The 21023-nt window shown below is 69.2% G+C and carries 24 protein-coding genes and 1 riboswitch; of the genes, 3 read left to right on the forward strand and 21 right to left on the reverse strand.

Translation table 11 applies throughout. The annotated features are described in order from the left end of the window. Positions 1 to 6: 6 nt before the first annotated feature. Positions 7 to 423 (forward strand): hypothetical protein, encoded by a 417-nt coding sequence (locus QLQ12_RS07880; protein ID WP_282758210.1) that lies wholly within the window; start codon positions 7 to 9, stop codon positions 421 to 423. Positions 424 to 529: 106 nt separating this feature from the next. Here QLQ12_RS07880 and QLQ12_RS07885 read toward each other — a convergent pair whose 3' ends face one another. After that, complete coding sequence (locus QLQ12_RS07885) at positions 530 to 850, reverse strand: hypothetical protein (protein ID WP_282758211.1); 321 nt, start codon at positions 848 to 850, stop codon at positions 530 to 532. A 147-nt stretch (positions 851 to 997) separates the two neighbouring features. Here QLQ12_RS07885 and QLQ12_RS07890 point away from each other — a divergent pair, with 147 nt between their 5' ends. Further along, a complete protein-coding gene (locus QLQ12_RS07890) occupies positions 998 to 3583 on the forward strand; it encodes a DUF5305 family protein (protein WP_282758212.1) in 2586 nt (861 codons plus the stop codon). Here QLQ12_RS07890 and thiC read toward each other — a convergent pair. The 9 genes from thiC to QLQ12_RS07935 all read right to left on the reverse strand — a co-directional run bounded on the left by thiC (position 3580) and on the right by QLQ12_RS07935 (position 11528). After that, positions 3580 to 5109 (reverse strand): phosphomethylpyrimidine synthase ThiC, encoded by a 1530-nt coding sequence (gene thiC / locus QLQ12_RS07895; protein ID WP_282758214.1) that lies wholly within the window; start codon positions 5107 to 5109, stop codon positions 3580 to 3582. The genes QLQ12_RS07890 and thiC overlap by 4 nt on opposite strands. 73 nt (positions 5110 to 5182) lie before the next feature. Beyond that, positions 5183 to 5950, reverse strand: a complete 768-nt coding sequence (gene thiD / locus QLQ12_RS07900; RefSeq protein WP_282758215.1) for a bifunctional hydroxymethylpyrimidine kinase/phosphomethylpyrimidine kinase — start codon at positions 5948 to 5950, stop codon at positions 5183 to 5185. After that, on the reverse strand, positions 5947 to 6543 hold the full coding sequence (locus QLQ12_RS07905) for a thiamine phosphate synthase (protein ID WP_282758216.1): 597 nt from the start codon (positions 6541 to 6543) through the stop codon (positions 5947 to 5949). Before QLQ12_RS07905 ends, thiD begins: the two co-directional genes overlap by 4 nt. Next, complete coding sequence (locus QLQ12_RS07910; RefSeq protein WP_282758217.1) at positions 6537 to 7280, reverse strand: thiazole synthase; 744 nt, start codon at positions 7278 to 7280, stop codon at positions 6537 to 6539. The genes QLQ12_RS07905 and QLQ12_RS07910 overlap by 7 nt, the downstream gene beginning before the upstream one ends. Before the next feature lie 2 nt (positions 7281 to 7282). Next, positions 7283 to 7483, reverse strand: coding sequence for a sulfur carrier protein ThiS (gene thiS / locus QLQ12_RS07915; protein ID WP_282758219.1), 201 nt, complete (start codon positions 7481 to 7483; stop codon positions 7283 to 7285). Next, complete coding sequence (gene thiO / locus QLQ12_RS07920) at positions 7480 to 8505, reverse strand: glycine oxidase ThiO (RefSeq protein WP_282758221.1); 1026 nt, start codon at positions 8503 to 8505, stop codon at positions 7480 to 7482. The genes thiS and thiO overlap by 4 nt, the downstream gene beginning before the upstream one ends. Continuing rightward, positions 8502 to 9086: a thiamine phosphate synthase gene (locus QLQ12_RS07925; protein ID WP_282758223.1), complete on the reverse strand. Its 585-nt coding sequence runs from the start codon at positions 9084 to 9086 to the stop codon at positions 8502 to 8504. Before QLQ12_RS07925 ends, thiO begins: the two co-directional genes overlap by 4 nt. After that, positions 9080 to 9190, reverse strand: a riboswitch (TPP riboswitch). Its footprint overlaps the gene before it by 7 nt. Before the next feature lie 46 nt (positions 9191 to 9236). Further along, complete coding sequence (locus QLQ12_RS07930; RefSeq protein ID WP_282758224.1) at positions 9237 to 10883, reverse strand: ABC-F family ATP-binding cassette domain-containing protein; 1647 nt, start codon at positions 10881 to 10883, stop codon at positions 9237 to 9239. Positions 10884 to 10910: 27 nt separating this feature from the next. Further along, the gene (locus QLQ12_RS07935) at positions 10911 to 11528 is read right to left on the reverse strand and encodes a class I SAM-dependent methyltransferase (protein ID WP_282758225.1); all 618 of its coding nucleotides are present in this window, start codon (positions 11526 to 11528) and stop codon (positions 10911 to 10913) included. A 185-nt stretch (positions 11529 to 11713) separates the two neighbouring features. Between QLQ12_RS07935 and QLQ12_RS07940 the strand changes: the two genes are divergently transcribed. Beyond that, positions 11714 to 12427 carry a hypothetical protein gene (locus tag QLQ12_RS07940; protein WP_282758226.1) on the forward strand — a complete coding sequence of 238 codons (714 nt, stop codon included), beginning with the start codon at positions 11714 to 11716 and terminating at the stop codon, positions 12425 to 12427. A gap of 26 nt (positions 12428 to 12453) precedes the next feature. On the opposite strand, the gene truA is transcribed toward QLQ12_RS07940, so the two are convergent. The 11 genes from truA to secY all read right to left on the reverse strand — a co-directional run bounded on the left by truA (position 12454) and on the right by secY (position 20819). After that, a complete protein-coding gene (gene truA, locus QLQ12_RS07945; RefSeq protein ID WP_282758228.1) occupies positions 12454 to 13269 on the reverse strand; it encodes a tRNA pseudouridine(38-40) synthase TruA in 816 nt (271 codons plus the stop codon). A 160-nt stretch (positions 13270 to 13429) separates the two neighbouring features. After that, on the reverse strand, positions 13430 to 14005 hold the full coding sequence (gene rplQ, locus QLQ12_RS07950) for a 50S ribosomal protein L17 (protein ID WP_282758229.1): 576 nt from the start codon (positions 14003 to 14005) through the stop codon (positions 13430 to 13432). Between the two features lie 36 nt (positions 14006 to 14041). Beyond that, positions 14042 to 15064: a DNA-directed RNA polymerase subunit alpha gene (locus QLQ12_RS07955; RefSeq protein ID WP_093618743.1), complete on the reverse strand. Its 1023-nt coding sequence runs from the start codon at positions 15062 to 15064 to the stop codon at positions 14042 to 14044. A 93-nt stretch (positions 15065 to 15157) separates the two neighbouring features. Beyond that, positions 15158 to 15784: a 30S ribosomal protein S4 gene (gene rpsD, locus QLQ12_RS07960; protein ID WP_282758230.1), complete on the reverse strand. Its 627-nt coding sequence runs from the start codon at positions 15782 to 15784 to the stop codon at positions 15158 to 15160. 13 nt (positions 15785 to 15797) lie between these two features. Further along, positions 15798 to 16205, reverse strand: a complete 408-nt coding sequence (gene rpsK, locus QLQ12_RS07965) for a 30S ribosomal protein S11 (protein WP_014440747.1) — start codon at positions 16203 to 16205, stop codon at positions 15798 to 15800. A gap of 17 nt (positions 16206 to 16222) precedes the next feature. After that, complete coding sequence (gene rpsM, locus QLQ12_RS07970; RefSeq protein ID WP_282758239.1) at positions 16223 to 16603, reverse strand: 30S ribosomal protein S13; 381 nt, start codon at positions 16601 to 16603, stop codon at positions 16223 to 16225. 148 nt (positions 16604 to 16751) lie between these two features. Next, positions 16752 to 16868, reverse strand: a complete 117-nt coding sequence (gene rpmJ / locus QLQ12_RS07975) for a 50S ribosomal protein L36 (RefSeq protein ID WP_091262778.1) — start codon at positions 16866 to 16868, stop codon at positions 16752 to 16754. Positions 16869 to 16980: 112 nt separating this feature from the next. After that, positions 16981 to 17202: a translation initiation factor IF-1 gene (infA, locus tag QLQ12_RS07980; RefSeq protein WP_007073013.1), complete on the reverse strand. Its 222-nt coding sequence runs from the start codon at positions 17200 to 17202 to the stop codon at positions 16981 to 16983. 634 nt (positions 17203 to 17836) lie between these two features. Further along, positions 17837 to 18670, reverse strand: a complete 834-nt coding sequence (map, locus tag QLQ12_RS07985; protein WP_282758251.1) for a type I methionyl aminopeptidase — start codon at positions 18668 to 18670, stop codon at positions 17837 to 17839. 80 nt (positions 18671 to 18750) lie between these two features. After that, on the reverse strand, positions 18751 to 19404 hold the full coding sequence (locus tag QLQ12_RS07990; protein ID WP_282758253.1) for an adenylate kinase: 654 nt from the start codon (positions 19402 to 19404) through the stop codon (positions 18751 to 18753). A gap of 74 nt (positions 19405 to 19478) precedes the next feature. Further along, positions 19479 to 20819, reverse strand: a complete 1341-nt coding sequence (gene secY / locus QLQ12_RS07995) for a preprotein translocase subunit SecY (RefSeq protein WP_282758497.1) — start codon at positions 20817 to 20819, stop codon at positions 19479 to 19481. Positions 20820 to 21023: the final 204 nt, after the last annotated feature.

The raw sequence follows: 21023 nt of genomic DNA on the forward strand, positions 1-21023 counted from the left end.
ACACATATGCGCAACATGATCCAGCTTCTGGGCGGCGTCGCGGTCGCCGGTGTCGTCGCCGCCGGCAGCACCGCCTTCACCACGCCCGGCATGCTCACTGCCGGCGCTCCCGCCTCCATCATCGCCGGTGGTACCGCCAGCTTCACGCCCACCATCTCCGGCGCGAAGCTCAAGTCGATCTCCCTTACCAACCACACCACGCCGGGCGAGTACAGCGCCATGGTCCTTACCTTGCAGGACGAGGCCAACGCCCAGATCCTCAACGCAACGGTAAAGGTAACGGTCACAGGCCAGGTCACCGGCACGGCCACGCAAATCACCTGCGCTAACAGCAGCGGCACGTTCACCTGCACCCCGGGCACCGCGTGGAGCGCCGACTGGTCCGCCATCGCGATTAGCGTCACGAACGCGTCCACCGTTTAAGTAGGCTGATTCCCCGGAGAACCTCGTTCTCCGGGGAACGCCGCCCTCCGATGTCTCGGGCGATCGCCTGTTCAACGGAGTTGTCATTCAACGACGAATGCCACGCCTAGCCATGGCCGCCATCCTCGGGATGGCGGCCATTGGCGCGTGGGCCATCAGCACCGACCGCATCGCCTATGTGGTGACGCAGGGCGTCAGCATGAACCCGGTTTACTACGCGGGAGACCTGGTCGTCCTCGTCAGAACCGATTCCTATGAGGTCGGGGAGATCGCCGCATACCATGACGTAGGCGGTCAGACCAGGGTGCTGCACCGGATCGTCGGCGGCGACCCACTGACGGGCTATGTCTTCAAGGGAGACAACAATGGGTACCTCGATGCCATAAAGCCGACCGCTGACGAGTTGATCGGGCGCGAAGTCCTGCACATACCCAACGGCGGGTTCTGGCTTCGGCCGCTACTGAGTCCGACCGGCCTGGCAATGATCTGTTTCTTGATCGTCGGCGGCGGAAGCAGCCCACCCCAGACCGGGAAGCGCCTCCGACGCCGTCGGGGCAAGAGGAAAGTAAAGGGCATGGCAGGCCAAGGCGGCACTTGGGCCACGGCGGTGACCACCTTCAAGGCAGTCCGCCGCCTCAGCCCGCACCTACAGGCTCTGGCCGTCATCACCCTGCTCGCGGCCGTCCTCGGCACGGCGCTCGGCATCGTCGGCTGGATGAAACCTGCGACCCAGGTCCTCAACAGCACAGCCAAGGCCGGCGAGTCGATGACCTTCTCCTACTCGGCCGAGGTACCGCGTTCCGCCGCCTACGACGGCACCAAGGTCTACTCGCCCGATCCGGTCTTCCGGAAACTCGCCAACGACGTCGCTGTGCACATGACTTACCAGGGCGATGCCGGTCAGATCAGCGTCGACGGTCGCCTCTCGTCCGAAGTCGGCTGGCACAAGGCGCTTCAGCTGTCACAGCAGAAACGGTTCACTGCGAACCGATACGCCGAGACGATCCGCTTGGACCTGAACGCGCTGGACCGACAGGTCGCGGCTGCGGCGGAGGCCGTCGGCGCCAACCTGGGAGCCATCACCCTGGCGATCACCGCCAAGGTCCGGCACAGCGACGGCACGACATTCACGCCGGCACTCTCGCTGCAGCTCACCCCCCTGCAACTGTCGCTCTCCAAAGGCGCGGACAGCCTGGTCGTCAACCAGTCCAGCACGCCCCCGGGTTCGGCTCTCGTGAGCCGCCAGATCGGCGCGTTCGGCTACAACGTGCTCGCTGCCTCGCAAGCCCGCAGCTACGCCACCTACCTGCTACTCGTGGCCATAGTCGGTGCTGTCGCCATCGCGATGACGGCGTTCCGGCAGGTTCCGCTTCGAACCCGGGCCGAGATCCAGCGCCGATACCCCCACTTGCTCGTTCCGGTGGAGCCGATGGCCAGCCCACCGGGCAAACCCGTCGTCGTAGTCGACACCTTCCCGGCTCTGGTGAAACTCGCCGAGAAGTACGGGCAGATGATCCTCACCTGGACCCGCCCCGACGGCTCCGACGACTTCGTGGTCCGCGACGAGGGCCTGCTCTACCGGTACCGGATCGCCGCCCCGGCCACCTCCGTCGAGGGCCCGGCCACGAGAGCCGAACCGCAACCCGCGAGGAGCTCCCGCTCCGCTGAGATCAGCCCCGTGGCGGAGACGTCCGCGCTCCCGGATCTGCCCTTCGAATCCGAGCCGCTGACCGCATCGACCACGGTCCGTCCCGGGGACGAGACCTCGGAACTGCAATCCCCCACGGCGGCGGCAACCCCACCTGCCGCGACAGCCCCGCAGAAGAGAACGGCCGCACGGAAACGCGCCCCGGCGAAGGCCGCAACCTCCACGAGCGCGGCTACCAAGGCGGCCTCGACCGAGGTCGGTGACGCCGAGGCTGCGGGATCGACCTCCGCCGCCGGCGTCAGTGCCGCCGGTAGGACGCCCGCGAAGCGGACCCGGTCGACGGCGAAGCCTGCCACCGAGCCGGAGACCTCGGCCGAATCGGATCAGCCGACCACCCCGGAGTTCGCCGAGCAGGTGTCGGCGGCGATCTGGGCGAACACCGCCACCACGGAGTCGTCCTCGACGACTGCCGGTCCGGAACCAGTCCCGCCGGACGAGTCGACCGGCAACGCCGCGACCGCCGAGCAGTCCGGGGAGCAGGCGAGGCCCGCGACGTCCGATCCGGCGGTGGAGAGCACGCCGGGTGCCGAGCGCGCCGCAGGCGAGGGCGGCGAGACTCGCGATAGCGGCGCCGGTGAGGCCGGTGAGGCGGCTGGTTCGATCAGCGCCGCCGACGATGCGGAAGCCGCTGTGGAGCCGGTCCCGGCGCCCGATGTGGCGGCTCACCCCGTGCGGTCTGATGCCGCCGGAAACGGCGACGACGGTGAGGCCAAGGAGAACGCTGAGACCGCCGGTGCCGATGCGACGACCGACCGGCCTGAGACCGCCGGTGCCGCTGCGACGACCGACCGGCCTGAGACCGCCGGTGCCGCTGCGACGACCGACCGGCCTGAGATCGAGGCCACATTCGAGCAGCCCGAACCCGGGCTCACCGAGGCGCCGCAGGAGCCTGCACTAGCGGCAGAGCCGGACGAATCGGGACGCGAAGGCCTGGCTGCGGCCTCGACGACCGAGCCGGCCAAGCCCGTGAACGAAGCGTCGGCCCCACTCTCGAAGCCGGAGCCGGCTGAGTCACTGAGCACCGGCCAAGCCGAGGCTTCGGAGCCGACGCCGAAAACTGTCGATCAGCCGCAGAAACCGGCCAGGGGCCGGAAACGGGCCGACCGCCGCAGGAAGACCTCTCCCCCGCTCCCGGACGAGCCCACTCCCACTTCCGCGCTCGCCGAACGAGAAGGACTCGTGCGCGAAGAAGCCGTGCGTACCGAAACCGAGCCAGAACAATCGGTCCCCGCGCTCGCCGAACGGGAGGCCGTCCGTGGAGAGCTGGAAGACCTCGCCGACCGGAACCGGCCCATCGGCGGCGAGCCCGGAGTCACCGGGCCCGACGCCGACCGGACCGACCCTCATCACGAGCCGATCTACGACTTCCTGCCGCCGGAGAAGCGGCCGGGCGCCGACCACGGCGACGACGAGAACGAGCGGGAGAGCGACCTGGAGAACCGCCGCGCCTAGGCGGTGGGTGTGACCGGCAGGTAGACGCGCCCGCCGGCTTCGACGAACTCCTCCGACTTCTCCTTCATGCCGGCCGCCCGAATCTCATGGCTGATCTTCATGGAGCAGAACTTGGGCCCGCACATGGAGCAGAAGTGCGCTGTCTTCGCGCCCGCCGCCGGCAGGGTCTCGTCGTGGTAGGAGCGGGCCGTCTCCGGGTCGAGGGCCAGTTCGAACTGGTCTTCCCAGCGGAAGTCGAAGCGGGCCCGGGACAGGGCGTCGTCCCATTCCTGCGCTCCGGGGTGCCCCTTGGCGATGTCCGCCGCGTGCGCCGCGATCTTGTAGGCGATCATGCCTGCTTTGACGTCCTCCTTGTTGGGGAGGCCGAGGTGTTCCTTGGGGGTGACGTAGCAGAGCATCGCGGTGCCGAACCAGCCGATCATCGCGGCGCCGATCGCCGAGGTGATGTGGTCGTAGGCGGGCGCGATGTCGGTGGCCAGCGGCCCGAGCGTGTAGAACGGCGCACCGCCACACAGTTCGACCTGCAGATCCACGTTCTCTTTGATCTTGTGCATCGGGACGTGGCCGGGCCCTTCGACCATGACCTGCACGTCGTACTCCCAGGCGATGTGGGTCAGCTCGCCCAGGGTCCGGAGCTCGGCGAACTGAGCCTCGTCGTTGGCGTCGGCGATCGAACCGGGCCGGAGCCCGTCGCCGAGGGAGAACGTGATGTCGTACTCCCGGAAGATCTCGCACAGTTCCCGGAAGTGGGTGTAGAGGAAGTTCTCCCGGTGCTCGGCGAGACACCAGGCCGCCATGATCGATCCACCGCGGGAGACGATGCCGGTGACCCGCTCGGCGGCGAGAGGCACGTACGCGAGCAGCACCCCGGCGTGGATCGTCATGTAGTCGACGCCCTGCTCAGCCTGCTCGATCACGGTTTCCCGGAACAGCTCCCAGGTCAGTTTGAGCGGGTCGCCCTTGACCTTCTCCAGGGCCTGGTAGATCGGCACCGTTCCGATCGGGACGGGCGAGTTCCGTACGATCGCCTCCCGGGTCTCGTGGATCCGTGGCCCGGTGGACAGGTCCATCACGGTGTCGGCGCCCCAGCGGGTGGCCCAGGTGAGCTTCTCGACCTCCTCGGCGACGGACGAGGTCACAGCCGAGGTGCCGATGTTCGCGTTGACCTTGACGAGGAACTTCGAGCCGATGATCATCGGCTCGGACTCCGGGTGGTTGACGTTGACGGGCAGCACCGCCCGGCCGGCCGCGATCTCGTCGCGCACGAGTGACGGCGCGACCCCCTCGCGGACGGCGACGTACTCCATCTCCGGGGTGATGATTCCGGCCCGCGCGGAGGCGAGCTGAGTCTGACCGGTTCGCCACGGTTTCCGCATCTGCGGGAGCCCGACCGACGGATCACTGCCGGGACCGGAGGTGTCGTAGAGCCGCACCGGCGGGTTGTCGCCGGTCAGCACCACCTCGGTGAACGGCACGCGGATGTCCGCGCGGGGACCCTCTACATAGACCTTGCGACGCATGATCAATACCTCCCCAAAGTTGGATAAAACCGGCGTCGCTCGGCCGCGTGCATCCACAGAGGCCGGACGTCGCCGAGATCTAGACGGACCAGCCGAAGTGGTCCAGCGGTCCGGGCCCGGCTCCCAGTTCCCACGTGGCGCCGCCGCGCAGGCCCCGGTTCACGTACTCCTTGGCCGCCGCGACCGCCACCGGGACCGGGTCGCCGGCGGCCAGCCGTACCGCGATCGCCGACGAGAACGTGCACCCCGACCCGTGGTTGTTCGCCGTCGCGACCGGCTCACCGCGCAGCAGCGTGGTCTTCCCGTCCCAGTGCAGGACATCGAGGGCCAGCTCACTTCCGGTCACCACGACCGCGCGCGGCCCCCGCGCCGCGAGCTCGGCGGCCGCCGAGATCATTTCCTCCGTGGTCTCCACTCGCCGCCCCAGGAGGGCGCCGGCTTCGTGCCGGTTCGGGGTCACGACGCAGGGGTACGCCAGAAGCACCCCGACAACCGCGGCCTCCCCGAGCCGGCTCCCCGCGGTGGCCACGAGCACCGGATCCACGACGAGGTTCGGCAGGTCGTCCACCCGCGACGCGATCACCTTCGCCACCGCCGGATCGGAGATCATCCCGACCTTGACCGCCGCGACCGGCAGATCGGACAGCACCGCATCGAGTTGGGCAGCGACGATGTCCGCCGGAACGGGGTGGATCGCGGTGACCCCGAGCGTGTTCTGTGCGGTGATGGCCGTGATCACCGACGTCCCGAACGCCCCGAGCGCCGCGAACGTCTTCAGGTCGGCCTGGATCCCCGCGCCGCCCCCCGAGTCCGAGCCCGCGATCGTCAGCACCACCGGCGGCGTCACCGCACACCCACTCGGCTGTCCCGGCCGGCCGGGTCGGGAGCGGCGGACGCCAGCTCGCGGGCTGTCCGCTCCGGGTCCGGCGACCGCATCACGGCGCCCATCACGGCGACCCCGGCCGCGCCGGCCGCCACGCACGCGGCGGCACGCGCGGCCGAGTCGATTCCGCCGAGGGCCAGCCAGGGCAGGGGCGCGCGCATCTCGGCGGCCCCCGTGACCCCGAGCGCCGGTCCGTACCCCGGCTTGGAACTGGTCGGGTAGACCGGGGAGACAGTGACGTAGTCCACACCCGACAGGTCTTCGGTGCCGTGCCACGAGCGTCCCACCAGCGCGATCCCGGACGGCAGCGGATCGGCGCCGGCCAGGTGCACCGCGGTCGCTCCGAGCGGGTCCGGCCCGGCGACGATCAGTCGCCCCGGTGGGACGACCGACTCAAGTCGCGTGGCCAGGGCCGCGCGTTCGGCGTACCCCAGGTCTCGCTCGCGGAGGACGACCCAGGCGGCGCCGCCGCGGACCGCCGCGGCGACCACCCGTTCCAGCGGCCCGGCGGCGGACCGCCGGTCGGTGAGCACGACAAGCCCGCCCGGCGTCACCACTGGGCGATGCCTTCGTCGGCGGTGGACGCCACGGCGTGGAACCGGCGTGGGATGCGGCCCGCGGCCCGGGCCAGGCGGCCCGCGGTGACCGCGTGCCGCATCGCCGCCGCCATCGCGGCCGGGTCGTCGGCCCGGGTGATCGCACTGGCGATGAGCACCGCGTCGCAGCCGAGTTCCATGGCGAGCGCCGCGTCGGAGGCGGTGCCGATGCCGGCGTCGAGCACCACCGGCACGTCGACGCTCTGCACGATCAGGCGGATGTGGTGCGGGTTGGAGATGCCGAGGCCGGAGCCGATCGGCGAACCGGCCGGCATCACCGCGGCGCACCCGGCGTCGGCCAGGCGGCGGGCCAGGATCGGGTCGTCGCTCGTGTACGGCAGAACCGTGAACCCGTCCGCGACCAGCGTCTCCGCCGCTCGCAACAGCTCGACGCCGTCCGGCAGCAGAGTCCGTTCGTCGCCGATCACCTCGAGTTTGATCAGGTCGGTCTCGAACGCCTCACGCGCCATCTGCGCGGTCTTGACCGCGTCCCCGGCGGTGTAGCAGCCGGCCGTGTTCGGCAGCACCCGCACGCCGAGCCGGTCGAGCATCGGCAGCAGTCCGGGCCCGGCGGCGTCGACCCGGCGCAGCGCCACGGTGACGAGCGTCGTCTCGGACGCGGTGATGGCCTCTTCCAGGGCGGCGAGACTGTTCGCCCCGCCGGTGCCGAGGATCAGCCCGTTCTCCGGGAGGAACATCCTCAGCCCCCCTGCGCGGCGGTGAGCACTTCGATCCGGTCCCCGTCGGTGAGATCGACCTGCGCCCACACCGAGCGCGGCACCACGGTTCCGTTGACCGCCACCGCCACCCCACGTTGGGCGGCGACGAGCTCGGCGACCAGGGTCGCGACCGAGCACGTGTCGGGCCGGCTCTGTGCCCGGCCGTTGATCGTCAGCTTCATCCGAACCTCCCTGGGGCGAACGCGTCCAGCAGTGGGTCCGCCGCACCGGTGAGCACCAGGTCGGCGATGAGTCGTGCGGTGATCGGGGTGAGCAGGATGCCGTTGCGGAAGTGGCCGGCCGCCACGATCGTCCGGCGGTCCGGGCCGAGGAATCCGAGGAGCGGCCCGTTGTCCGGGGTGCCCGGCCGCTGCCCCACGGCGACCTCGATCAGTTCGTGCTCGGCGAGGCCGGGCACCAGGTCGAGGGCGGCGCGCAGCAGGTCGTGCACTCCCCCGGCGGTGGCCACGTCATCGGCGCGCTCCTCCTGGGTGGCGCCGACGACTATCTCGCCGTCGGCGCGCGGGACGAGGTAGACGTGCCGGCCGTCGGCCGCGCCGTCGATCACGTGCTTGAGCAGGCCCGGTTCGCCGCGCAGGCGCAGCACCTGGCCTTTGACGGGGCGGATCGGCAGTCCGGTGAGAGCCGCGGTCGCACAGCCGGCCGCGATCACGAGGACGTCGGAGTCCACAGCGGACAGATTGGTCACGCGCCGCCGGACGAGACGTCCGGCGAGCCGGGCCCGCAGCGCGGCGACGACCTTGCGCGGGTCGACCTGGTGCTCGGCGGCCGCGAACGCTCCGGCCCGGACCCGGGGTGAGATCGCGGGTTCGAGTTCGCGCAGCCGGGAGCCGGTCAGGCGGGCGAGCTTCTGGTGGTTCCACTCGCGGGCCGCGTCCGCGACATCGTCCGCGGTGAGCGCGACCGAGAGTGTCCCGGCGTCGTCGTGACCGACGTCGCCGAGGGAGGCCGCGTACGAGGGCCACAGCTCGCTGGACGCCTCCAGCAGCCGGGTGAGGTGCGGATATTCGAAGGCCGACTCACCGCCGGGCGCGAGCATCCCGGCCGCGACGTGCCAGGCCCCGTCCGTTCCCTCGGGCGCCGGGTCGTAGACGGTGACGTCGGCCCCACGCTCGAGCAGTTCGGCCGCGATGGCGAGCCCGATGATCCCGCCCCCGACGACGGCGACACGACCCGGGGTCACGGCAGGACCGCCAGGAATTCCGCGACCGCTCCCTTCGGGTCCGCCGTGAAGGCGGAGACCGCCGCGACCCCGTGCACCGCGAGCAGCGGCACCCGTTCCGCGGTGATGCCGCCGATCGCCAGGACCGGGATCCCCGGCACCGCGTCGGCGACGGCGGCGATCGCCGCCGGCCCGAGCGGTGGTGGCAGCCCGTCCTTCGTGGAGGTGTGGAACGCCGGCCCGACGCCGAGATAGTCGGCACCGGCGGCGACGGCCGCACGAGCCGCCTCGGTTGTCCGGCATGTCGCACCGATGACCAGGTCCGGCCCGGCCACCCGCCGTGCTGCCGCGACCGGCAGGTCGTCGGCTCCGAGGTGGACACCGTCCGCCCCGGCTGCCAGCGCGACCCCGAGCGAGTCGTTGACCAACACCGTCGTGCCCGCCGGGCGGCAGATACCGACGGCGGCGACGGCCAGTTCATAGGCCGCCGCGTCCGACGATTTGACCCGGATCTGCACGGCGACATCGGAGATGCCAGCAACACCGCGAACGACGTCGAGGCTGTCGGTTATGACATGGATCCTGGGAAATGGCCTGTGCACGAGGCACTCCTCCCTGCGCCGGCATGACCCGGATCAGGTTCGACGGTCGGGGGCCGCATCAGCCCCCCTCTCAGCCCGGTGCCCGGACTCCCGTGGGTTTCGTTGTAACCGGACCCTAACCGGTCCGTGACAAGCGTGTCCAGCGCCTGTCTAGCGCACGTCCCAGACCGGTTGAGGAACCTCGACGACCTCACCGTCGCTCCTGAACAGCACGAAGCGATCGAAGGACCGGGTGAACCAGCGGTCGTGGGTGACAGCTATCACGGTGCCCTCGAAGGCTTTCAGCCCCTCCTCCAGCGCCTCGGCCGAGGCCAGGTCGAGGTTGTCGGTCGGCTCGTCGAGCAGCAGCACGGTCGCACCCGACAGTTCCAGCAGCAGCACCAGGAACCGGGCCTGCTGTCCACCGGAGAGCGTCCCGAACCGCTGGTCGCCCTGCGCTCCCAGCTCATAGCGGCTGAGCGCCTTCATGGCGCCGGCACGGTCCATCCCGGAGCGGTGCTCGTCGCCGCGCCAGAGGATCTCGACCAGTGTCTTCTGCATCAGCTCGGGACGGTCGTGGGTCTGCGAGAAGTGGCCGGGCCGGACCCGCGCGCCGAGCCGCGCCCTGCCCTCGTGCGCGACGTGGGCGAGGGGGGCGCCGTCGACCGGCTTGTGCTCCAGGTCGGGATCGGTGCCGCCGGCCGCGAGCAGGCGCAGGAAGTGCGACTTGCCGGTGCCGTTCGCCCCGAGGACGGCGACCCGGTCGCCATACCAGATCTCCAGGTCGAACGGGAACGTCAGGTTCTCCAGTTCCAGTTGCTCACAGATGACCGTGCGTTTGCCGGTGCGGCCGCCGCGCAGGTTCATCTTCACCGCCTGGTCCTTCGGCGGCAGCGGCGGCGGGCCGGCCTCCTCGAACTTGCGGAGGCGGGTCTGCGCGGCCTGGTATCGCGAGGCCAGGCCGTCGTTGTAGGCGGCCTTGTTCTTGAGCATGAAGACCAATTCCTTGATCTTCTCGTGCTCCTCGTCCCAGCGGCGGCGGTTCTCCTCCATCCGCTCGTGCCGGTTCGACCGGGCCGCGTGCCAGGAGGCGAAGCCGCCCGGATGGGTCCAGGCGCTGCCGCCTTCCACGGCCACCACGCGGTCGGCGGTCTCGGCCAGCAGCTCACGGTCGTGCGAGACGTAGAGCACCGATTTCGACGACTCGCGCAGGCGTTGCTCCAGCCAGCGTTTGGCGGGCACGTCGAGGAAGTTGTCCGGCTCGTCGAGGAGCAGCACCTCGTCGGAGCCGCGGAGCAGCAGGTCGAGGGCGAAGCGTTTCTGCTCTCCGCCGGAAAGGGTCCGCACGATGCGGCCCTTCGTCTCCTCCCAGGGTTTGCCGAGGATGGAGACCGTCACGGTGTCGAAGAGCACCTCGGCGTCATAGCCGCCGGCCTCGCCCCAGTGGGTGAGGGCGTTCGCATACGCGATCTGCGTCTTCTCGGTCTCGTCGAGCGCCGCGGCGGCCTGGTGCAGCCGCACGCCCGCCGCGCCGAGCGCGGGGGCGACCAGGGAGAGGGCGAGATCCTCAAGGGTACGGTCGTCGCCGATCATGCCGATGAACTGCCGCATCACACCGAGCCCGCCGGACCGGGCGATGGTCCCGCTCTGGGTCGGTATGTCGCCCGCCACCATCTTCATGAGCGTGGTCTTGCCCGCCCCGTTCGGCCCGACGAGCGCCACCTTGGCCCCCTCGCCGACCCGGAACGACACGTCGGCGAAGAGTTCACGCCCATCGGGGAGCACGAACCCGGCACCGGCGACATCCACATAACCCATGGCGGCATCCTCCCTGGAAGGGGTCGTTCAGTCAGCCGATTTTCCGGTGACCCGCAGGACCCGGAAACCCTTCTGGCTGGCCATCCGTTCGACGGTCCAGCCCAGACCGACGAGCCAGGTGTGCAGCGAATCACCACCCAGGTGCCGGTTGATCACCAGCCAGGCGGTCCCGCCGGGGGCGAGCCGGGGCAGCCAGCGCTCCAGCAGGGCGTGCAGTTCGGCCTTGCCGACGTGGGTGGGCGGGTTGCTCCAGATCTGGGTGAACGTCACCTCACCCGGCACCTCGTCGGGCGCCCGGACCAGCACCCGGTCGCCCAGTTCCAGGCGTTCGGCGTTCTCGGCGGCCAGTTCCCGGGCGCGGGAGTTGACGTCGACGGCATAGACCGTGGCCAGGGGCGCCTCGGTGGCCAGCACGCAGGCGATCGGCCCGTAACCACAGCCCAGGTCCAGCAGCGTGCCCTCGGTGCGGCCGTCGGGAAGACCGGCTTTGCGCAGCAGCACGGCGGTGCCCGGGTCGAGGCGGCCGGCCGAGAAGACCCCGGAGGCGACGGCCAGCCGGTAGTCCCGGCCGGCGACATTGAACGCGATCTCACCGCGCCGGATCGGCGCGTCGGGTTCGGCGGAGAAGTAGTGGTCGGCGGTCACCCGGCTAGTCTCCCGCCGCTCGACCGCCGCCCGGCAGGCGGGGTTCGCGAATCCACGCACGCCGACCCGGCGGACACGGTGTGCGTTAATAGATCAGCGTGCGCGCCTAGCTTGGGCCAATGCGGCACGCCACCCCTACGCGCTCCGCCCATCGCGCCGCCCCGGCGGGCGCTATCGCCCTGTTCATGCGCCTTTCCGCCGTCGGCCAGCACCGCCGCCGCTCCGCCTGGTTCCGGCCCCACCGGCACCTCCGACGCGAGCCGCACCGCGCCGCTCACCTGCTCACCCGCGGCCTGGCCGGCCTGATCGTGCTGGGCATCCTCGTCATGGTCGGTGTGCTCGCCGTCGCCGAGGACCGCCGCACGCCGGCCCGGCTGGCCTCCGCCGAGGTCGACGCGCGCATCGCCTCACGGGCGGTGGACCCGGCGCCGCTCTCCGAGGCCGAGGTCTTCCCCGCCGGCTCCGCCGCCTTCGGCGTGACGCAGAGCAGCCTCACCGCCGACTGCGCTCTCGCGGCCAGCGGCGCCCTCCGCACCACCCTGCTGCGGTACGGGTGCTCGCAGGCGGTCCGGGCCGTCCTGACGGTTCCGTACGCCGACTACCGGATCACCGCCGGCGTGCTGAACCTGCCGGACGCGGCCGGCGCGACCGCCGTCGGCGATGAGATCCGGGTCCTGGTGGAGACGGATGACGGTGGTTTCGCCGACATCACCGGCGCCGCGACCGGCCCGGGCACTCCGGTGCTGTGGCGCACCCGCGGCCACTACGTCCTGTACTGCGTGATCACCGGACCCGACGGCGGGCTCGTCCCCGCCGACGCCCCGCAGGTGGCCCGGGTCACCCGCGAGTTGCTCGACGCCCACCTGTACGACAATGTCCTGGTCCGTCGCGCCGGGTAGGAGAAAGAGCTCGGGCCAGCCGGGCTTCAGGCGCGCAGGCGGCGGGTGGCCTCGGCGCGGGCCGCGTACTCCTCCTCGCCGGGATAGCCGACCGCGACCAGGGTCAGGCCGTGCGCGGGGGCGACCATCACCTCGCTGGAGCGTTCGCGGAGGGTGAGCAGCTTCGCCGGCCACGCGGGGTCACGCCGCCCGTCGCCGACCGTCAGCATCGCACCGACCAGGCTGCGAACCATGGCCTGACAGAACGCGTCGGCCTGCACGGTCGCCACGTGTACCCCGTCCGGGTCCCGGCGCCAGTCCAGCCGGTTGATCGCCCGGATCGTGGTGGCGTGCTCCTTGCGTTTGCAGAACGCGGCGAAGTCGTGCTCGCCCAGCAGTCCGGCGGCGGCGGCGTTCAGCCGGTCCACGTCGAGCGGCCGCATCCAGCCCAGGGTGTCGTGCCGGCGCAGCGGCTCCGGTCCCCAGGGCGTGTCCACGACCCGGTACTCGTAGCGGCGGAACGTGGCGGAGAAGCGGGCGTCGAAGGTGTCCGGCACCGGGACGACGGCCCGCACCCGGGCGTCCGGAGGCATCAGGGCGGCGAGACGCCGCACCAGTGACGACTCCAGCTCGGTCCAGCGGTCGGCGGGCAGGTCGACGTGGCAGACCTGGCCGGTGGCGTGCACCCCGGCGTCGGTGCGGCCGGCCACCGTCAACCCGAGCGGCGTCTCGGCGCCGAGCAGGCGGGCGAAAGCCTCGGTCAAAACCCCGGCGACGGTACGGCGGGCAGGCTGCACCGCCCAGCCGGAGAAGTCGGCGCCGTCGTACGACACGTCCAGGCGTAGCCGGATCGAACCCGTCATCCCGCAGCGTGCTCCTCGGCCTCGGCCACGGGGTCAGCGGTCCCGGAGAGTCACGGGACCTTGCCTCACCCGTACGAAAGAATGGTGTTGATCTTTAAAAAGCGTGGCCAGACGAAAGGCCCGGCACCCCGTGGGATGCCGGGCCTCGCGCTGTGATCAATCAGGCCTTGTCGGTGTCTTCGCCCTCGGCCTTGTCGCCGGGCTTGTCACCGGAGGCGCTGACCGGAGCCTCGGCGTCCTGGTCAGCCTGCTCGTCGTCGGCCTGCTTGGTGCTGCTCACGGGGGCCTCGTCCTCGGGCGCGAGCGCCTCGACCTTGGCCTGCTGAGCGGCGGCCTTGCGGGCCTCCTTCGACGGGGCAGCGGTGGTGGCCGCGACCTCGAGCTCCTCGACCAGCTCGATGACCGCCATCGGAGCAGCGTCGCCCTTGCGGGGACCGGTCTTGGTGATCCGGGTGTACCCACCGGGGCGGTTGGTGTACCGCGGAGCGATCTGCTCGAACAGGGCGTACACGACGTCCTTGTCCTTCACGGTGGCCAGAACCCGGCGACGGGCGTGCAGGTCGCCGCGCTTGGCCTTCGTGATGAGCTGCTCGGCCAGCGGGCGGAGCCGCTTGGCCTTCGTCTCGGTGGTCTTGATCTTCCCGTGCCGGAAGAGCTCGGTGGCCAGGTTGGCCAGGATGAGCTTTTCGTGAGCCGGGCTGCCGCCGAGGCGGGCACCCTTGGTGGGCGTGGGCATTTCAGATGCTCCTTGATTAAAGGCGCAGCCGAGCTTTTAGAGCTGCTCGGTCTCGCGGTAGTCGTCGGTGTCGTAGTCCACGTCGCCGAACGAGTCGACCACGTGCGCGGGGTCGAAGGACGGTGCGCTGTCCTTCAGGCCCAGGCCCATTCCGGCGAGCTTCATCTTGACCTCGTCGATCGACTTCTGGCCGAAGTTCCGGATGTCCAGAAGGTCAGCCTCCGTACGCCCTATCAACTCGCCCACGCTATTGATGCCCTCGCGCTTGAGGCAGTTGTACGACCGAACGGTGAGGTCGAGCTCCTCGATCGGCAGCGCCAGGTCGGCAGCGAGCTGCGCGTCCTGCGGCGACGGGCCGATGTCGATGCCCTCGGCGGTCTCGTCGAGCTCACGGCACAGGCCGAAGAGCTCCACGAGGGTGGATCCGGCCGACGCCAGCGCGGTCCGGGGAGAGATCGACGCCTTCGACTCGACGTCGATGATCAGGCGGTCGAAGTCGGTGCGCTGCTCGACACGGGTCGCCTCGACACGGTAGGTGACCTTGAGAACCGGCGAGTAGATCGAGTCGACCGGGATCCGGCCGATCTCGGCGCCGGCGTTCTTGTTCTGCGCCGCGGTGACGTAGCCACGACCGCGCTCGACGGTCAGCTCCATGTCCAGCCGGCCCTTGCTGTTCAGGGTCGCCAGCTTCAGATCGGGGTTGTGCACCGAGACACCGGCCGGCGGCTGGATGTCTCCGGCGGTCACGTCGCCCGGGCCCTGCTTGCGCAGGTACATGCTGACCGGCTCGTCGTGCTCCGAGCTGACGGTCAGTTCCTTGACGTTCATGACCAGCTCGACCACGTCCTCCTTGACACCGGGGATCGTGGTGAACTCGTGCAGCACGCCGTCGATCTTGATGCTGGTGACCGCCGCGCCCGGGATGGACGAGAGCAGGGTCCGCCGCAGTGAGTTACCGAGGGTGTAACCGAAACCCGGCTCCAGAGGTTCGATGGTGAACCGGGAGCGGGTCTCGCTGAGCGACTCCTCCGAGAGAGTCGGCCGCTGGCTGATGAGCACGCTGTTCTTCTTTCTGTCAGGCCAACCGCTATTTGATGGCCGTCCTTCGTTTTCAAAGGTGCCGGCCTCGCGGCCGGCACCTTCAAAGAGCTGCTACTTGGAGTAGAGCTCGACGATCAACTGCTCCTGGACCTGCGTGTCGATGACAGCGCGGGCCGGGATCGAGTGGACCAGGATCTTCATCTCGCTGGGGATCGGCTCGAGCCACGCCGGAACGGGGCGGGAGCCGGCCTGGGCCTGCGCGACGACGAAGGGGGTCATCTCCTTCGACTTCTCGCGCAGAGCGACGATGTCGTGCTCCTTGACGCGGTACGACGGGATGTCGACCTTCTTGCCGTTGACCAGGAAGTGGCCGTGCTTGACCAGCTGCCGGGCGGCGTCGCGGGACGCGGCGTAGCCGGCCCGGTAGACGACATTGTCGAGACGCGTCTCGAGGATCTGCAGCAGCACCTCACCGGTCTTGCCGGGCTTGGTGACAGCCTCCTCGTAGTAACCGCGGAACTGCTTCTCGAGCACGCCGTAGACGCGGCGGGCCTTCTGCTTCTCGCGGTGCTGGAGCAGGTACTCGGTCTCCTTGGTCCGACCACGGCCGTGCTGGCCGGGCGGGAAGGGACGCGACTCGAACGGGCACTTCGGCCCGTCGCACTTGCTGCCCTTGAGGAACAGCTTCATCTTCTCGCGGCGGCAGCGCTTGCAGTCCGCACCTGTGTAACGAGCCATGTCTATATCTCCCTCAGACCCGGCGGCGCTTCGGCGGACGGCAACCGTTGTGCGGCTGCGGCGTGACGTCGGAGATCTGCCCGACCTCGAGGCCGGCGGCCTGCAGCGAACGGATGGCGGTCTCCCGGCCGGAGCCCGGACCCTTCACGAACACGTCGACCTTGCGCATGCCGTGCTCCATGGCACGACGGGCGGCCGCCTCGGCAGCGAGCTGCGCGGCGAACGGGGTCGACTTGCGGGAGCCCTTGAAGCCCACCTGGCCGGAGGAGGCCCAGGAGATCACAGCACCGGTCGGGTCGGTGATCGACACGATGGTGTTGTTGAAGGTGCTCTTGATGTGCGCCTGCCCGTGGGCGACGTTCTTGCGTTCCTTGCGCCGGACCTTCTTTACAGCGGCCCCAGCGCGTGCCTTCGGTGGCATAAGTCAGTGCGCTCCTATTACTTCCGACCGGGCTTCTTCTTACCGGCGACCGTCCGCTTCGGACCCTTGCGGGTACGAGCGTTGGTACGGGTCCGCTGGCCCCGGACGGGCAGACCCTTACGGTGGCGGATACCGGCGTAGCAGCCGATCTCAACCTTGCGGCGGATGTCCGCGGCGACCTCGCGGCGCAGGTCGCCTTCAACCTTGAAGTTGGCCTCGATGTAGTCGCGGAGCTGAACCAGCTCCTCGTCCGTGAGGTCCTTGGCGCGCTTGTTCAGGTCAATCGCGGTAGCGGTCAATGCTTCGACGGCACGGGTACGCCCGATGCCGTAGACATAAGTGAGCGCGATTTCCATCCGCTTTTCGCGGGGAAGATCGACGCCGACGAGACGTGCCATTTCTGGGCGTACTCCTCGTTGTATCGCGGAGGTCTGTGCCCGGCCCACCCCGCCTGCCCTGGCGGGCCCCGGCCTCCGACCGGGGGTACAGCCGCGATGATCAACGACTGGGACGAGCTCGTTCAGTGGTGCGGATCCTGCGCGGGTTTCAGCCCTGGCGCTGCTTGTGGCGCGGGTCGGTGGAGCAGATGATCATGACCCGGCCGTGCCGCCGGATGACCCGGCAGTTGTTGCAGATCCGCTTGACGCTCGGCTTGACCTTCACGGTTTGCCTTAACTCTCAGTCAGACGGGATGTGGAATCCCCCGCGACCCTGGGTTTCATGAACCTTTCCCCAACCTGGTTACGGGCCGGGAGCCCGACCACGTTGGGAACGTTCACTTGTAGCGGTAGACGATGCGCCCACGGGTCAGGTCGTACGGCGAGAGCTCGACGACGACCCTGTCCTCGGGAAGGATACGGATGTAGTGCTGACGCATCTTCCCGGAGATGTGTGCCAGGACCTTGTGACCATTGGCGAGCTCAACGCGGAACATGGCGTTCGGCAGTGGCTCGATCACTCGGCCTTCGATCTCGATGGCTCCGTCTTTCTTTGGCATGTCCTCCGCTACCTGACATCGGGTTCTTGGGGTAGGCATTCACAACGTCACATCCGGGCTCCGCAAGGAGCTCGAACCAGCCGCGGCTCCCCGGTCCTCGAAGCGCTGAGGACACGAAGGAGTGGACGCTGTGCGCCAGCAAGCCAGTCTACGCGCCCGTAACTGCGACGCCAAACCGAGGGTTCCGTAACCCGGGGTCGGGCGTGTTCGCCGGCCGACATCTCGACCATATCGCCTCGGAGCCTCGTTCGTCCCGGTCACAGAAGTGTGCCCATCACGGCAGCTCATCATCGTATGAGTGGTCGGCCGCAGTGGGCGCAAGCTGCGGAAACCCGCCCCCGGCCTCGCGGACCCGGCCCAGCCTCCACGAGCATGCCCGACCTCACGGTGACAGCGGACGCGGTTCAGCGCCACCCGCCGGCGCGTGCGCCTCCATCGGGTCGACCCGGCCGTCCGTGTTAACGGCGATCGGAGCCCGTTCCGCGCGGATGCGAGACGTGTGAATTGCCAATCGCAAATCTTACGGAATTTAACGCTGCTGTTAACGCGGCACCCGGCGGCTCATCGAGCAGGTGACCCCGGCCTATACGACCCGGTGGGAGGCCAGGTCACCCGAGGCGCCCCGGCCGGCGGCCTACTCGAATTTGTTGGTCACCAGATCGCCCAGGCGGGCACGGCCGCCGTCAGGAGCGGTGGTGACCCAGACCCCGTCCTCGAGCAGCGCCATGGAGTGCTCCACGTGGGCGGCCCGCGAGCCGTCTCGAGTCACCACGGTCCAGCCGTCGTCGAGCTCCACGGTCCGCGGCGAGCCCATCGTGATCATCGGCTCGATAGCCAGCGCCAGCCCCGGCTCCAGGCGGATGCCCCGGCCCGGCTTGCCGTGGTTGAGGATGTGCGGGTCCTGGTGCATCTCGGTGCCGATGCCGTGGCCGCCGTAACCGTCGACGATCCCGTACCGCCCGGCCTTGCGGATCGACCTCTCGATGTTGAAGGAGATGTCGGTCTGCCGGCCCCGGCCGTTGGCCACGCCCCGCGCCGCGGCGGCGATCCCGGCCCACATCGCGTCCTCGGCGACCTCGGCCATCCGCAGCAGCGCCGGGTCGGTTTCGCCGACCCCGACGGTGATCGCCGCGTCGCCGTGCCAGCCGTCCAGGACGGCGCCGCAGTCCAGAGAGATCAGGTCGCCCTCGCGCAGGACCTGCTCGGCGCTCGGGATGCCGTGCACCACCTGTTCGTTCACCGAGGCGCAGATCGACGCGGGGAAGCCGTGGTAGCCCTTGAACGACGGGACCGCACCGGCATCGCGGATCACTTTCTCGGCCACCGCGTCCAGGTCGGCGGTGGAGAGACCGGGGGCCACCGCCGCCCGCATCGCGTCCAGAGCCGCGGCGACGACCAGGCCGGCCGCCCGCATCTTCTCGATCTGCTCGGGGGTCTTCAGCTGGATGTTCAGCTCTTGGCGACGCATGGCGGTGAGCCTACGTCAACTGCCTGGAAACGCAGAAAGCCGCCCCGGTTCACCCGGAGCGGCCTTCGGCTACAGCTTTGTCAGCCGCCGTAGGACTGCAGAGCGTCGATCGCGCGGACCGTGACGTCCTCCACAGGGCCGGTGGCGTCGATGCCCACCAGCTTGCCCTGAGCGCCGTAGAAGTCGACCAGCGGCGCGGTCTTGTCGGCGTACTCCACGAGACGGTTCGCGATCGTCTCGGCCTTGTCGTCATCGCGCTGGAACAGCTCGCTGCCGCACCGGTCGCAGACGTCGGGCTTGCTCGTCGGGTCGAACTCGACGTGCCAGATCTTCCCGCAGCCACGGCAGGTCCGGCGGCCCGAGAGCCGCCGGATGACCTCGTCGTCGTCGACCACGAGTTCCATCACCAGGTCCAGCGCGGTGCCCAGGTCGGCCAGGAGCTTGTCCAGGGCCGAGGCCTGCGGCACGGTGCGCGGGAAGCCGTCCAGCAGGAACCCGTCGCCGGCGTCCGGCTCGGCGAGCCGGTCGCGGACCATGTTGATGGTGACCTCGTCCGGGACCAGCTGCCCGGCGTCCATGTAGCGCTTGGCCTCGACGCCCAGCGGCGTCCCCTGCGACACGTTCGCCCGGAAGATGTCCCCGGTTGAGATCTTCGGTACGGCGAGATGGGCGGCGATGAACTCAGCCTGGGTCCCCTTGCCGGCCCCCGGAGGGCCCACCAGTACCAGCCGCACCTACATCGCCTCGCTTCGGTCCCGAGAAACCACGCCTACCGTCGACGCCAGAGCCCCCCGGCCCTGCGTACCCACTACCGGAGGAACCCTTCGTAGTTCCGCTGCATGAGTTGGCTCTCGATCTGCTTCACCGTCTCCAGGCCCACACCCACCATGATCAGGACTGCGGTACCGCCGAACGGGAAGTTCGCGTACTGCGTCTTGTTCAGCCAGATGAAGAAGAAGTTCGGCAGGACCGAGATCAGGCCAAGGTACAGGGCGCCCGGCAGGGTGATCCGGCTGAGGATGAAGTCCAGGTAATCGGCGGTCGGCTTGCCCGGGCGGATGCCCGGCACGAAACCACCGTACTTCTTCATGTTCTCCGCGACCTCGGTCGGGTTGAACGTGATCGACACGTAGAAGTACGTGAAGAAAATGATCAAGAGGAAGTAGACCGCGATGTAGAGCCAGTGCGTGGGGTCGGCCAGGTACTTCTGGACCCAGATCTGATACGTGTTCAGATTGTTCTTGTCGAAGAACTGCAGGTAGAGCTGCGGCAGGTAGAGCAGCGACGACGCGAAGATGACCGGGACGACACCCGCCTGGTTGACCTTCAGCGGGATGTAGGTCGAGGTGCCGCCGTACATGCGCCGGCCGATCATGCGCTTCGCGTACTGCACCGGGATGCGGCGCTGCGCCTGCTCGATGAAGACGACCAGCGCGATGATCACCAGGACCAGGCCGATCACCAGCGTGAACTTGGCGTTGCCGCTGGTCTCCTTGATGCTCCAGCCCTCACCGGGGAGGCGGGCCGCGATCGAGGTGAAGATCAGGACCGACATGCCGTTGCCGACGCCACGGTCGGTGATCAGCTCGCCGAGCCACATGACCACGCCGGTGCCGGCGGTCATCGTCATCACCAGCACGCTGAGCGTGAGCCACATCGGAATGCCGGTGGACTCCGGGATGATCTGGTACGCCGGGTCGTCCTGGTCGCACATGTTGTTGAAGAGCTGACCGGTACGCGCCAGCGCCACGAACGCCGAGGCCTGCAGGACCGCGAGGCCGAGCGTGAGGTACCGCGTGTACTGGGTGATCTTCGCCTGGCCGCTCTGGCCCTCCTTGCGGAGTTGCTCCAGACGCGGGATGACCACTGTCAGCAGCTGCAGGATGATCGACGCCGTGATGTACGGCATGATGCCCAGCGCGAAGACGGAGAGCTGCAGGAGCGCGCCACCGGAGAAGAGGTTCAGCAGGTTCAGGACGCCACTGGTGTCCGACTCGCTGATCTTGATACACGCCTGGACGTTGGAGAAGGACACCCCGGGGCTGGGCAATGTGGCACCGAGGCGGTAGATCCCCACAATAGCTACCGTGAAAAGTAGCTTCTTCCGCAGGTCAGGCGTCCGAAGCGCGCTAGAGAAGGCGGACAACAACTGATCCTCCTGCGTGGTCGCCACACTCTGGATTGCGGTATCCCGGAACTTCGGGCACACATCATTGAGCAGCCGTATAGGCCGCCAGCGGAGCACTGTATCAGCAAGGCCGAGAGCGCAACCACCGGCATCGCACGGGCCGATGTCCCAGTACAACACAACTGTCTGGCTTCATGGCTGAACCGGTTGCTTGCGCGTCGATCG

Source organism: Actinoplanes sandaracinus, from assembly GCF_030009775.1.
Taxonomy (GTDB): Bacteria; Actinomycetota; Actinomycetes; order Mycobacteriales; family Micromonosporaceae; genus Actinoplanes; species Actinoplanes sandaracinus.

Coding starts and splice junctions, on each gene's coding strand:
- rpsD (WP_282758230.1), bottom strand. CDS start 15,784: ATGGCTCGTTACACAGGTGCGGACTGCAAGCGCTGCCGCCGCGAGAAG.
- QLQ12_RS07910 (WP_282758217.1), bottom strand. CDS start 7,280: ATGTTCCTCCCGGAGAACGGGCTGATCCTCGGCACCGGCGGGGCGAAC.
- rplQ (WP_282758229.1), bottom strand. CDS start 14,005: ATGCCCACGCCCACCAAGGGTGCCCGCCTCGGCGGCAGCCCGGCTCAC.
- truA (WP_282758228.1), bottom strand. CDS start 13,269: ATGACGGGTTCGATCCGGCTACGCCTGGACGTGTCGTACGACGGCGCC.
- QLQ12_RS07930 (WP_282758224.1), bottom strand. CDS start 10,883: ATGGGTTATGTGGATGTCGCCGGTGCCGGGTTCGTGCTCCCCGATGGG.
- QLQ12_RS07940 (WP_282758226.1), top strand. CDS start 11,714: ATGCGCCTTTCCGCCGTCGGCCAGCACCGCCGCCGCTCCGCCTGGTTC.
- QLQ12_RS07890 (WP_282758212.1), top strand. CDS start 998: ATGGCAGGCCAAGGCGGCACTTGGGCCACGGCGGTGACCACCTTCAAG.
- infA (WP_007073013.1), bottom strand. CDS start 17,202: ATGCCAAAGAAAGACGGAGCCATCGAGATCGAAGGCCGAGTGATCGAG.
- thiS (WP_282758219.1), bottom strand. CDS start 7,483: ATGAAGCTGACGATCAACGGCCGGGCACAGAGCCGGCCCGACACGTGC.
- rpsM (WP_282758239.1), bottom strand. CDS start 16,603: ATGGCACGTCTCGTCGGCGTCGATCTTCCCCGCGAAAAGCGGATGGAA.
- rpsK (WP_014440747.1), bottom strand. CDS start 16,205: ATGCCACCGAAGGCACGCGCTGGGGCCGCTGTAAAGAAGGTCCGGCGC.
- QLQ12_RS07880 (WP_282758210.1), top strand. CDS start 7: ATGCGCAACATGATCCAGCTTCTGGGCGGCGTCGCGGTCGCCGGTGTC.
- map (WP_282758251.1), bottom strand. CDS start 18,670: ATGCGTCGCCAAGAGCTGAACATCCAGCTGAAGACCCCCGAGCAGATC.